Origin of the sequence: Candidatus Angelobacter sp. (genome assembly GCA_035607015.1) — a bacterium.
Taxonomy (GTDB): Bacteria; Verrucomicrobiota; Verrucomicrobiia; order Limisphaerales; family AV2; genus AV2.
Genome location: DATNDF010000388.1, coordinates 1 through 12,451, shown reverse-complemented (window position 1 = coordinate 12,451; position 12,451 = coordinate 1). Strand labels below are relative to the sequence as shown.

10 protein-coding genes are annotated in these 12,451 nt (G+C 60.1%); 1 reads left to right on the top strand and 9 read right to left on the bottom strand.

The genetic code is table 11. The annotated features are described in order from the left end of the window. From VN887_15535 to dapF, 9 genes are all read right to left on the bottom strand, one after another. Window positions 1–2,081, bottom strand: a 2,081-nt coding sequence (locus VN887_15535; GenBank protein ID HXT41417.1) for a DUF1549 domain-containing protein, incomplete at its 3' end; no start/stop codon positions are given. 62 nt (window positions 2,082–2,143) lie between these two features. Continuing rightward, window positions 2,144–3,592 (bottom strand): DUF1501 domain-containing protein, encoded by a 1,449-nt coding sequence (locus VN887_15530; protein HXT41416.1) that lies wholly within the window; start codon window positions 3,590–3,592, stop codon window positions 2,144–2,146. Window positions 3,593–3,610: 18 nt separating this feature from the next. Then, on the bottom strand, window positions 3,611–3,886 hold the full coding sequence (locus VN887_15525) for a hypothetical protein (GenBank protein HXT41415.1): 276 nt from the start codon (window positions 3,884–3,886) through the stop codon (window positions 3,611–3,613). Between the two features lie 24 nt (window positions 3,887–3,910). Further along, a complete protein-coding gene (locus tag VN887_15520; protein HXT41414.1) occupies window positions 3,911–6,811 on the bottom strand; it encodes a PSD1 and planctomycete cytochrome C domain-containing protein in 2,901 nt (966 codons plus the stop codon). A gap of 129 nt (window positions 6,812–6,940) precedes the next feature. Next, window positions 6,941–7,483 (bottom strand): 2-amino-4-hydroxy-6-hydroxymethyldihydropteridine diphosphokinase, encoded by a 543-nt coding sequence (gene folK / locus VN887_15515; protein HXT41413.1) that lies wholly within the window; start codon window positions 7,481–7,483, stop codon window positions 6,941–6,943. Between the two features lie 4 nt (window positions 7,484–7,487). Then, complete coding sequence (locus VN887_15510) at window positions 7,488–8,216, bottom strand: phytanoyl-CoA dioxygenase family protein (GenBank protein HXT41412.1); 729 nt, start codon at window positions 8,214–8,216, stop codon at window positions 7,488–7,490. Then, window positions 8,213–8,953 (bottom strand): 4-hydroxy-tetrahydrodipicolinate reductase, encoded by a 741-nt coding sequence (gene dapB / locus VN887_15505; protein HXT41411.1) that lies wholly within the window; start codon window positions 8,951–8,953, stop codon window positions 8,213–8,215. Before dapB ends, VN887_15510 begins: the two co-directional genes overlap by 4 nt. Before the next feature lie 31 nt (window positions 8,954–8,984). Continuing rightward, on the bottom strand, window positions 8,985–9,863 hold the full coding sequence (gene dapA / locus VN887_15500; protein HXT41410.1) for a 4-hydroxy-tetrahydrodipicolinate synthase: 879 nt from the start codon (window positions 9,861–9,863) through the stop codon (window positions 8,985–8,987). A gap of 71 nt (window positions 9,864–9,934) precedes the next feature. Beyond that, complete coding sequence (dapF, locus tag VN887_15495; GenBank protein ID HXT41409.1) at window positions 9,935–10,789, bottom strand: diaminopimelate epimerase; 855 nt, start codon at window positions 10,787–10,789, stop codon at window positions 9,935–9,937. Between the two features lie 227 nt (window positions 10,790–11,016). Between dapF and shc the strand changes: the two genes are divergently transcribed. Next, window positions 11,017–12,451: squalene--hopene cyclase (gene shc, locus VN887_15490; protein HXT41408.1), on the top strand; the 1,435-nt coding region annotated here is incomplete at its 3' end.

The following is a 12,451-nucleotide window of genomic DNA, read 5'->3' as shown; positions in this document are numbered from 1 at the left end:
AGGAATTGTCTGGCGGGCGGATATACGTTGGCCACGTAATAATCGAGCAAACCTTCGCGCCGGGTGGCGCCGAGTGCGTCCGGCGCGGTCTTCCACGCAATCTTCAAGTCGTCGCGGCCCGCGACATCCGCGATCTCGATTGGAGTCAGCGCGCGATTGAAGATTTTCAACTCATCCACCGCGCCGCCCTTGAAGCCTGCGTCACGAAAGCGGTAGCCGACCGCCAGGTCCGGCTCGCCGCCTTCGTAAGTGATGTCCTTGCGCAATTTGTCGCGGATCACTTCCGTTGCGGCGGGTTTGCCGTCGAGGAAAACATGGACGCCCGAGGCATGGCTTGAGCCGTCATAGACGAACGCCACGTGAACCCACTCGTTTGTCGCGAGGGACACTTTGGTGCGCACCTTGATCGAATCGCCAGGCCATTGGTGGTGCAGTCCAACAGCGACATGCCCGTCTTCCAGCAGCAGCTCGTAGCCACGACTCCCGGCGTCGGCGGGCGCCTTCGAGTGATGCAGAACCACCGCACGCGGCGCCAGATCCTGTATTCGCAACCAAAGCGCGATCGAGAACGGATCGGTCCGCGTGAAATGCCCGACGCCCGGAAATGTAAACCCGTTGTCGCCGTTCAGTTCCGCCGCCTTTTCGTTTTTGCCCTCGACGACCGCCGGGCCTTCATGGGCCTGCCCGGGTTTGGAAGGATCAACACTGTTGATGATCTTGTTGGTCTGGATTTCATCGAAGGAAAATGCCGCAACAAGGCCCGGCACGCCCGGTTCGGGCGGCTTGTTGGTCAGCCATTCGGCGAACGCGCCGCGGGCGGCATCCCGCATCGCCGCAAACTGTTTCTCCTTTGCGTCGATCTGGTCCTTCAGCATCGCGAGCTTCGCGTCGGTCGCAACGTCGGAGAGCAGCAACGACGGCGACGGCGTGTAGTCCACGAACCCGGTGTAGGGATTCTGCCCGGCTTCATCGATGTTCTGGAAGAAGGCGAACATCGAGTAAAAATCGCGCATGGTAAGCGGGTCGAATTTGTGGTCATGGCATCGTGTGCATTCCAGTGTCAGGCCGAGGAACGCCGTGCCGAAGGTATCCACGCGGTCCACCACGTAGCTTACTCGAAACTCTTCCTCGACGATGCCCCCCTCCTCGTTCTGGAGGTGAAGACGATTGAACGCGGTTGCCAGACGCTGCTCCTTCGTCGCGTTGGGCAACAGATCCCCGGCGAGCTGCCAGGTAACAAACCGGTCGAAGGGAAGGTTTTCGTTGAACGCCTTGATGACCCAGTCGCGGTATCGCCACACCGGCCGGGGCGCGTCCATCTGGTAGCCATAAGTGTCGGCGTAACGCGCCAGATCGAGCCATTGCGCCGCCATCCGCTCGCCGTAGCGGACGGAATTCAGCAGGCGATCCACGACCTTCTCGTATGCGCCTGCCGATTTGTCGGCAAGAAAGGCATCCATCTCCGCGATCGTGGGAGGGAGACCGGTGAGGTCGAACGTGACGCGTCGTATCAAACGCTCCTTGTCCGATTCGGACGCCGGCACGAGCCCCTCCCGTTCCAGTCGCGCCAGCACGAAGCGGTCAATGTCATTCACCGGCCAGCGCTTGTTTTTTACTTTGGGCGGTGACTGCGCTCTGATCGGTTCAAACGCCCAGTGACGGCCCCATTTCGCGCCTTCGTCGATCCATCGTTTGAGCAGTGCGATTTGTTTCTGGGTCAGCTTGCGGTTTGAATCCGGCGGGGGCATCAGATCATCCAAATCCCGCGTCGTGATCCGCCGGAACAGTTCGCTGGCGGCGCTTTTGCCCGGCACGATCACCGTCTTGCCATCTTTGACCCGGAACGCGCCGTCCTTTGTGTCAAACCGCAGTTTCGCCTTGCGCGCCTTTTCGTCTGGACCGTGGCACTTGAAACAGTTGTCGGAAAGGATTGGGAGAATGTCGCGTCCGAAATCCACGGCCCCTTTGGCGGGCGCACCCCGGCCGGCAATTGTCGCGGCGAACATGCCGTTGGCCACCACAAGCAAAGACACCAGGAAACCGCGACGACACAAACACAGCGGTTGCTTGTTATCAGACATCAGAGACATTTCCATTCGCAGCCATGGCCATCCGGTCGGAATGGTTGCGCCGCGTTTTGCGCTTACGCGAGAATTCCCGCAGCCACGTTGCCCGCAACGTCAGTCAGACGAAAGTCGCGACCCTGATAACGGTAGGTCAGCCGGGTGTGATCAATACCGCAAAGGCGCAGCATCGTGGCGTGCAAATCGTGAACGTGCATTTGCTGGCCGTCATCGACGTAGCGGTACCCGAGTTCGTCGGTGCTGCCCCAGGTAACACCTCCCTTGACACCGCCGCCCGCCATCCAGACCGAGAACGCCAGAATGTGGTGGTCGCGGCCGGAGCCCTGCCCCATCGGCGTGCGCCCGAATTCACCTCCCCACAGAACCAGTGTGTCGTCCAGCATGCCGCGTTGTTTCAGGTCCAGGATCAATGCTGCTGAAGCCTGATCCACGTCCTTCGCGCTCACGGGCATGTCCTTCTCAATTTCGTTATGGTGGTCCCACGCGCGGTGATAGACCTGCACAAACCGGACACCCCGTTCCGCCAGCCGCCGCGCCATGAGGCAGTTTGAAGCGAAGCTTCCGTCTCCGGGATGTTTCACCCCGTACAGATCCAGAATGTGCTGCGGTTCCCCGGCGAAATTCGTCAATTCGGGCACCGACGCCTGCATGCGAAACGCCATTTCGTACTGCGTTATTCGTGTGTGGATGTCCGGGTCATCGCGCTCCTCGGCCAGCATGCCGTTGAGTCGTTTGATTTCATCCACCACCTGGCGTTGGGTGCTCTGGCAGACACCTTCGGGATTGCCGACGTAATGGACGGCGTCGCCCTTGGACTGAAAAAGGATGCCCTCGAACCGGGTTGGCAGAAAGCCGGATGACCACTGGCGCGCCGAAACGGGTTGCACGCCCGATTTACCCTTCGAAGTCAGCACGACAAACCCGGGCAGGTCCTCCGTTTCCGAGCCAAGGCCATAGAGCAGCCAGGAACCCATGCTGGGCCGGCCCTTGATTTGCGTGCCTGTGTTCATGAAGGCGTGCGCCGGATCGTGGTTGATCTGCTCCGTGTGCATGGAGCGGATGATGCAGATGTCGTCCGCAATGCCGCCAATGTTCGGGAACAACTCCGAGATTTCCTGGCCCGACCGGCCCCACTTCTTGAAGGCGCAGAACGGCCCCTGCGCCTTGAGTGTCATGTTTTGCAACTGGGCAAGCTGCTGTCCCTTGGTGAAGGAATCCGGAAACGGCTTGCCATGGAGTTCCTTGAGCTTCGGCTTGAAATCGAAGCTTTCCAGATGCGAAGGCCCGCCCGCCATGCAGAGATGGATGACGCGCCGGGCCTTTACGGGAAAATGCGCCGGGTTGACAATACCCTTCCATCGCGCCGCGGCGGCCTCCTCGCCGCGCAACAATCCGGGATCGAGCAAACAGGCCAGCGCGACGCCGCCCAGTCCGTAAGCCGCGCGGCCAAGAAAGGCACGGCGGTTGATGCTCAATTGGAACTTCTCGGGATCGAAATTCGTTTTCATGGGAATAAATACACGGCGTCAATAACGGGTGATTGTTTCATGCAGATTAAGGATCACGCGGCAAACCTGGGTCCAGGCAGCCAGTTCAGCTTCGTCCGCGTTTTTCGGCTCGGGCGCGATTCCCACACGCAACAGTTTCTTCGCTTCATCGGGATTCGCCCGGTAGTGTTCCCGCTGGAGCGTGAGGAACTGCTCGAGCGATTGTTGCTCGCCCGGTTTGATCGGCCGGGCCAGGGCTTCATCGTAGGCCAGATCAAGCCGGGTATCGTCCGATTTCCGCGCTGAAGCGATCACCCGTTCCGCGAAAACCCGCGAAGCTTACGTGAACGTCGGGTCATTCAACAGCGTGAGGGCCTGCTGGGGCGTGTTCGAAACGTTGCGTGCCGCGACGCATTCCTCGCGCGACGGCGCGTCGAAGTTCGCCAGCATCGGCTGCAGGAATGTCCGCTGCCAGTGCGTGTAGACGCCGCGGCGGTACTGCTGCTCGTCATCATCGGAGTGGTAGTCGCGGTCGGGAAATTGCAGGTTCGCATAATAGCCCGCCGGTTGATACGGATGCGCGCTCGGTCCTCCGATGCCGGGATCCAGCAACCCCGCGATGAACAGCGCATTGTCGCGCACGAATTCGGCTTCGAGGCGGCGGGGGGACTGCGAGGCGAGCAACCGGTTGTTCGGATCCACCTCCCTGATTTCGGGCCGGGGATTCGACGACTGGCGGTATGTCGAAGACATCACCATGAGTTTGACCATGTGCTTGAAATCCCAGCCGCTGTCCATGAACTCGACCGCCAGCCAGTCGAGCAATTCCGGGTGAGTTGGCCATTCGCCTTGTGCGCCAAGGTCATCCACCACGGCGGAGATTCCGGTTCCGAAAAACTGTTTCCACAGCCGGTTCATGATGGTGCGCGCGGTCAGCGGGTTGTCGCGTGAGACCATCCATCGGGCGAGGTCGAGGCGCGTGAGCCGCCGTCCATGAGCGCCCGTTACCTGCGGTAAAAAGTGCGGCACGGCCGGCTCGACGATTTCTCCGCTCTCGCTCTGCCAGTTGCCGCGTGGGAGAACGCGGGTGATCCTGGGCTCACGGGCAACCGTCACCACGGTTGGCGATCTGCCGCCCCGGCATTCCAACAGTTCGGCGCGCAGTTTTTTGCGGCGGGCGAATGCTTCGCCCTGCCGGCCGGTGCTGAGGAGAAAGGTCCGGCGCAACAGGACTCGCTCGGATGAAGAGCACAACGCCGGTGTCTTGGCCAGGGCCGCCCGCAACGCGGTGCCCGAGCCGGCCCGCAGCGGTTCGCCGTCCGCGAAAGGCGAAACAGACACGCGCACACAGCCGGCGGCGGTCCGGCCCAGTTTGAGGATCAGCACATCGCCGGCCCTTGCAAGAATGGGGCGGTCGAGCAGCCAGACTCCGATCTGGCGCACCTGGCAGTCCGCGCCGGACGTTTTCCAGCCGTCTTTCAGATCCGGCACGTCAAAGCCGTTTGAATAGCGAGGCTCCTTGTGATCGGCATCCGCGGTGTAAAACGCGAGGTTCGTTTCACCACCCTCGAACAGCTTGCACTTCGCCGAAAGAGAAACCAGCATGCTCTTTTTTTCTCCCCGCACAATGCGGCCCCCGTGCTCCTTGCGTGGGATCAACTCCAACCGGATTGCGGCCAGCCAGCCCGGTGAAAGCGGCAGCGTGAGTTGCGTTTGCTCGGCGGGTTTGCCCGTAAAAACGACGGAGCCATCCTCGAGCACCGTGAAGCGGGTGTCCGGCGGCGAATTGGTGTCCTTGGGCTGGAGCCAGACTGCGGGAGTTGGCGCCTCCCAGCCGTCGGGGTGACGTTTCACAAGCTCGCTGCCAAACCGGCACCATGAATCGAATTCAAGCTGGCCCGGCGCGTTTCGTCCAAATTCTGCCGCCGCCATCCCGTCCACGCGCGCGATCTCGCTCCTGAGCTTCTCCATTCTGCGATGCAGATAAGGACTCTCGGCCTGAATCTCCGGGGGAAACGGATGATCATTGCTCCAGCCCTTCAAATCGGGATTCGGGGTGTAGTCGTAATCCTGGTAAACGCCCCATTGCTTGATGTCCGCGAAGAACGCCTCCATCGAATAAAAATCCTTCGTCGAAAACGGATCGAATTTGTGGTCGTGGCACTCGCAGCAACCCATCGTTGAACCCAGCCAGGCTGCCGACACGGTCCGCACTCGGTCGGCGGCGTATTTGGCAAGATACTCCTTCGGCTGAGCGCCGCCCTCGCGGGTCACCATGTTCAAACGATTGAATCCGGTCGCGATCTGTTGCTCCGGAGTGGGATGTGGCAACAGATCCCCGGCGAGTTGTTCGATGGTAAACTGGTCGAATGGCTTGTTTTCGTTGAACGCATTGATGACATAGTCGCGATACGGAAAGACATTCACGTTCTGATCGCCATGATAACCCACGGTGTCGGCAAACCTTGCGACATCCAGCCACGGCACTGCCATCCGTTCGCCGTAATGCGGCGACCTGAGGAGCCGGTCCACCTGGTTCTCGTACGCTTTTGGATTCGCATCCTTCACGAATTCCTCCACTTCGTCCGGCGTCGGCGGCAGGCCGACGAGGTCAAGGCTGAGCCGGCGCAACAACGTGCGTCTGTCCGCCTCGGGTGAGGGCGTGATGTCCTTCGACTCGAGGGCGTGAAGAATGAAAGCGTCAATGGGGGTTCGAATCCAGGCCGCATTTCGAGTTGCCGGCACTTCAGGCCGGACCGGTTTGATGTAGGCCCAGTGCGGCTCGTATTCCGCGCCCGCGGCAATCCAGCGCGCCAGCAATTCCTTTTGCTGCGTCGTCAGCTTTTTGTGGGACTCCGGCGGAGGCATGACGTCGTCGTCGTTGGTTGTGTAGAGGCGTTTGATCAGTTCGCTTTCATCGGGCTTGCCGGGCACAATCGCCTGCTTTTCGAGTGCGGCTTCGCGCACGTCGAGGCGGAGTTTGCCTTTGCGCTGGTTCTTGTCCGGGCCGTGGCAGGCGAAACAGTTGTCCGAAAGGACCGGACGGACGTCACGATTGTAGCCGGGACCTGGCCCGCCGGCGGCAGCCTCAACGGCGGGCGCTCCGGCGATGACCGTCGCGAGATGAATCACGAAAAAAAAGCCGACGGCCGACCGCGTGGAAGCCCCGCTCCGTTCCGCGCGCCGGACCAACGACCTGAGAGGCCCGGCAAAAGCAAACCCGCTGAACGTACTGAACATGGTCTGATAAGACGAAAGTGAACCCGCAAAAATTTAATCGCAAGCAACGAACGTTTCAAAGTTTTAGTTGGAGCGAGCCGGAAACACGGGAAAACGAGCGAAAGAGGCCGATCCCGCCTCCACCACGCTTCAGCCGACTCGCAGCAATGTTTGGGACGGCTCCGTCGTTTCGAGCAGTTGACGAACATTCAAAACCTGGCCTGGCAGGATCAGGTCCGGCGCAATTTCGCTCAACGGCTGAAGGACGAATCGTCGAGAATGGGCGCGCGGATGAGGCAAGGTCAGCAGGGGCGTGTCGCGCCGCTCTCGGCCGAACACGATCAGGTCGAGGTCAAGCGGCCGCGGCTCGTTCAACACCCGCTTCGGCTCCCGGCCGAACTCTTTTTCGAGGTCCTGCATTTTTTCAAACAGCAACTCCGGCGATTCACCCGGCCGCGGTCTCAGGCCGACGACGGCGTTGACGAACAATGGCGACCCGGGCGGGCAATCCACGGGTGTGCTTTGCCAGAGCGACGACCGGAGAAGCGGGAGGTCGGTCAGCTCTTGCAAAAGGTCCATCGCGCGGCGCACGTTTCCCATCGCATCGCCGAGGTTCGAGCCGAGCGCGACAAACGCCAGTTTAGGCGTCTCGAACTTCGCCGCAGCGATGTCGGATGGAGACTCGACTGGCATCGCGTCAGGAGTCGAACCACTCCAGTCCGGCCGGCAAACCGACGGACGCGTACTCGAGATGGAGAACGCGACGATGCACCGGCCGTTTTGCGCGTGAAGATGAATGCAACAGCAGCGGCCGCATCAGCAATGCCCCGCCTTTTGGAACTGCGCAAATCAAACCCGCGTTCTTTTCGGCGCACGCGCCGATTTCCGTTGAGTCAAGCCTTCCCCGCAGATGGGATCGCGGTATGACTTTCAACGCGCCGTCGTCTGCGTCGCATTTATCCAGGTGCAAACGGAGGGTCGCCATATTCTCCAGGATTTCAGCGGGCGGCCGCACGTGTACGATCCCTTCCTTGATCGACCATGCGCCGAATCCCGGTGTTTCGATTTTTCTCGCAACCGCGATCGTCAAATCCTGATGCCAGGCAACGGTCCAGTTTGCATCCGCGTTTTTATCGAAGAACAAGGCCCGCACAGGAAAAATCTCCCGTTTCAACCGGCTCTCCAAAATTCCTTTCAACAGCTTTGAAGAAGCCAGTTGAGCGACGGCTGGCACTCGTCGGAGAAGGTTCCGGCCCCGATAGTGTCTGCCATTGGTTGGTCCCTCACGAGCGTCAGGCAGAACGGAAAGCTCGCTGGCGATAATATCGCACTGACCATCCGGCAGGACATCGGGCACGATCTCAAAACCATCCCGTGCAAGCGAACCGCCCGCGTCCGGATTTCCGATTCCCGCTTCCGGCTTCACTTCAGGCCAAGCACGTCCTGCATGTCGTAAAGACCGGGTTTTTGGTTGACGGCCCATTGTGCGGCACGCAACGCGCCGTTGGCGAATGTCTCGCGGCTGGAAGCCTTGTGCGTGAGTTCCAGGCGCTCGCCTTCCGCCGCAAAAATGACCGTGTGATCACCCACGACGTCCCCGCCGCGCAGAGAGTGCATTCCGATTTCAGCCCGGGTGCGTTCGCCGGTGATGCCGTGTCGTCCGTGGCGAAGCACCTGGTCAGACCGTTGCTTGCGGACCTCCGTGAGAATTTCCGCAAGCGCCGCCGCGGTCCCGCTGGGCGCGTCCTTCTTCATCCGATGGTGCATCTCGACGACTTCAAGATCGAAGCCCGGCCCGAGAATCTCGGCTGCCTTGCGCGTCAGCCAGAAGAGCGCGTTCACACCGGTGGAATAGTTCGACGCCCACACGATCGGGATTTGCGACTTGAGGTTGTTGATCCGGGATTTCTCGTCGTCGTTGTGTCCCGTCGTGCCGATGACCAGGGCCTTTTTGTGCCGGGCGCAAACCGACGCAAATCTCGCTGTGGCGTCGTGGAAGCTGAAGTCAATCACCACATCGGCCTCTTTGATGAGCGGCAGCAAATCGTCGCCCAGATCAATCTGGCCGGCCACCTGCAAATCGGGAATGCGCTCGGCGCAGGTGACGAGCGTTTGTCCCATGCGGCCCTTCGCCCCGGCAATGATAAGTTTGGTCGGGTTCAAAGCTGACAAATCGGAGATTGAGAGTTAATGGCTACTTCAGCACGCCGCACGCTTTGAGCGTGGCTTTCAAAGCCTCGCAGTTCTTCGGGCTCATCGGCACCAGCGGCAGGCGGTATTCCTCCTTGATCTGCCCCAGCATTGCCAGCGCGGCTTTGACCGGAACCGGGTTCGTCTCCACAAAGAGATCCTTGAACAACGGATAAAACGTGTCGTGCAGTTTGAGCGCAACGGACGATTTGCCGGCCGCAAACGCGCGAACCATCTGGCTGAGTTCGCGCGGGATCAGGTTTGACGCGACACTGACGACGCCCTGCGCGCCGACGGCCATGAAAGGCAGCGTAAGTGAATCGTCACCGCTGAGGATCGCGAATTTCGGCCCGAGCGCCGCGCGCAACTGGCTCACGCGGTCGGCGTTGCCACCCGCTTCTTTGATGCCGACGATGTTCCTGCAATCGCGCGCGAGCCGCTTCACTGTGTCCACGCCGATCTCTATACCGCAACGCGACGGAATGCTATAGAGCACGATTGGCAGCTTCGTTGCATAGGCGATGGCGCGGAAATGCTGGAACAAACCCTCCTGCGTCGGCTTGTTGTAGTAGGGCGCGACCTGCAGCGAGCCGTTCGCGCCGGCCTTTTCAGCGGCGACGGTGAGGTAAATCGCTTCATCGGTTGAATTGCCGCCCGTGCCGGCGAGCACTCTGACTTTGCGCGCGGCGAACTTGATCGCCAGCTCGACCACATAGATATGCTCCTCAAAACTCAGGGTGGGCGACTCGCCCGTGGTGCCAACCGGCACAATGCCGTCCACGCCTCCCTTGATCTGCGCTTTGATGAGACGCTCGAAACCGAGTTCATCCACCTTGCCGTCTTTGAACGGTGTGACAAGGGCTGTATAGATTCCGGTGAACATGCGCTGTTAAAATGCGGCGGGTAAAATCCGCCAAAGGCGTGCTTTTGGCGAGCCCGAATTTTTGCGATTCTTCAGACCGGAATTGAAGTTGTAAACAATTCTTCCACCACCGTCCCCTCCGCCACCTTCGTCACCGGCCCGGTCATCAAAATCGAAAAGTCGTGGCGGATCTCAATGGACAATTTGCCACCCGGCATGTGAACGGTGACCGAGCTGTCACACAGTCCCAGCTTGTACGCGACGGCCGCCGCCGCGCTGCTGCTGGTGCCGGACGCCAGCGTGTATCCGGCTCCGCGTTCCCAGATCTCGATTTGAATGTTGCGCCGATCCAGCGCCTTCAGAAACTGCACGTTTGTGCGCTTCGGAAAACTCGAGTGGGTTTCGAGCAGAGGGCCGTATTGCTTCGCCAGCCCGGCACTGATGTCGGGCAACGGCAAAACACAGTGCGGATTGCCAACCGTCGCCGCGCAAAAATTGAAGGCGCGGTCTCCGACGACAATCTTTTCGTTGACGACTTCGCGACCGGGGCCGGTCACCGGGATTTCCTCGCTTCGAAAACTCACCCTGCCCATTTCCACGCGGACCGTCCTGCCGCCGTCCAGCACGCGGGACTTCACCACACCGCCCAGGGTTTCAACTGTGAACTCCTCGTCGGTTTTCAGGAATTTTCGGTCCCACAGGTAACGGGAAAAAATTCTCAGCCCGTTGCCGCTTTTCTCCGCTTCGCTCCCGTCCGGATTGAATATGCGCAATGCGAATCGTGCCTTGTCCGACGGCAACGGTCCAAGCAGAATGCCATCGGAGCCGACACCGAAGTTCCGGTGACAGATTGTTTTGATCTGCTCGATGGTCAGTGGCGTGGCGAAGTCCTTCGGGTCCATGACGAGGTAGTCATTACCGAGCGCGTGGTATTTGAAAAACTTCATGCGCCGGTGAAGCTATCCTTCATCGGCCAAAGTTCAATCCGAAAGCGGCCGCGTCAATCCCAAGTCGTTCGTATTGGCGCGGGCACAGCGGCGCGCCGAATTAGGTCTTTACAGGCCGCGGGCGAATTCTCAAATTACCGGACGTGTCAGAGATTATATCTGATCCCCGCCGGGTCGATCTGAATCCAACGGCCTCAAGCGCAAGCGTCGGCTCCCGACCAGACGATTTGGAGACTGCCATCCGGCGGTCTCAAAACCACCTGCTCAGCCTGCAAAAGCCGGAAGGTTTTTGGGTCGGCGAGCTGATGGTCGATTCCACCTTATGCTCGGACATGATCGCCTACCATCATTGGAACGGCAAGGTGGACAAGGTTTGGCAGCGCAAGGCGGTCAACCACATCTTCTCGATGCAACTGCCGGACGGCGGCTGGAACATTTACCACGGCGGCCCCGCGGACGTGAACGCCACCATCAAGGCCTACCTGGCGCTCAAGCTCGCCGGAGTGCCGGTCACGGACGGCCGCATGTTGAGGGCGCGCCAGTCCGTGTTGAGCATGGGCGGCGTGCCGCGGATGAACACGTTTTCGCGCCTCTACCTCGCCTTGCTGGGCCTTTTCCCGTGGAAGTACGTTCCCACCATTCCTTGCGAGGTCATTCTCATCGGCAAATGGTTCCACGTGAATTTCTGGGAGATGAGTTCGTGGACGCGATCGATGCTCGTCCCGCTCTCGATCATCAACCATTACAAACCGACGCGCCGGCCGGGCAACATCACGCTCGACGAGCTCTATCCGGAAGGTTACCACGAACGCGACCTCGCGCTGCCACCCGACCCGGAAGGATTTACCCTGCGCAATTTCTTCCTCTGGCTCGACAAGCTGCACAAATTCGCCGAGTTGTTCGCGGAGCATAACGTTCATCCTTTCCGCAGACGCGCCTTGAAAAAGGCCGAGCAATGGATGCTCGAACGGTTCGAGGGCGCAGACGGACTGGCCGCGATCTTTCCCGCCATGTTGAACTCCCTCATCGCGCTCAAGGCGCTCGGCTATCCCGATGATCATCCTCAGGTCGTCCGCGCCGAACGCGAGTTGAAACGGCTTCAGCACGAAACCGAAAACGATGTCCGCATCGAACCGTGTTTCTCGCCGGTGTGGGACACGGCAATTGTCACCATTTGCCTTCGCGAATCGGGCGTGCCGGAAAATCATCCCGCTCTGAAAAAGGCGGTGGACTGGATGATTGCGAAGGAGATCCGGTTCCGGGGCGATTGGAAGTACAAGAATCCCGCAAAGGTCGAGCCGAGCGGCTGGGCGTTCGAATACGAAAACAAATGGTGCCCGGACGTGGACGACACTGCAATGGTGCTGCTTGCGCTCCGCAAGGTGCCCACAGACGACCCACGCCGGCGCGACGAGAGTTTCAAACGCGGCCTCGACTGGACGATGACCTTTCAGTGCAAAGACGGCGGGTGGGGCGCGTTCGACAAGGACTGCACCAAGAACATTCTCGAAAAGGTCCCGTTTGCCGATCATAACGCGATGCTCGATCCTGAATGCGCCGACATCACCGCGCGGATTCTGGAACTACTCGGCTACGAAGGCATCGGCATGCAAAACCCGCAGGTCAGGGATGCAGTCGAATTCGTCCGCAAGCATCAGGAGG

Coding starts and splice junctions, on each gene's coding strand:
- VN887_15530 (HXT41416.1), bottom strand. CDS start 3,592: ATGAAAACGAATTTCGATCCCGAGAAGTTCCAATTGAGCATCAACCGC.
- dapA (HXT41410.1), bottom strand. CDS start 9,863: ATGTTCACCGGAATCTATACAGCCCTTGTCACACCGTTCAAAGACGGC.
- folK (HXT41413.1), bottom strand. CDS start 7,483: ATGCCAGTCGAGTCTCCATCCGACATCGCTGCGGCGAAGTTCGAGACG.
- VN887_15520 (HXT41414.1), bottom strand. CDS start 6,811: ATGTTCAGTACGTTCAGCGGGTTTGCTTTTGCCGGGCCTCTCAGGTCG.
- dapF (HXT41409.1), bottom strand. CDS start 10,789: ATGAAGTTTTTCAAATACCACGCGCTCGGTAATGACTACCTCGTCATG.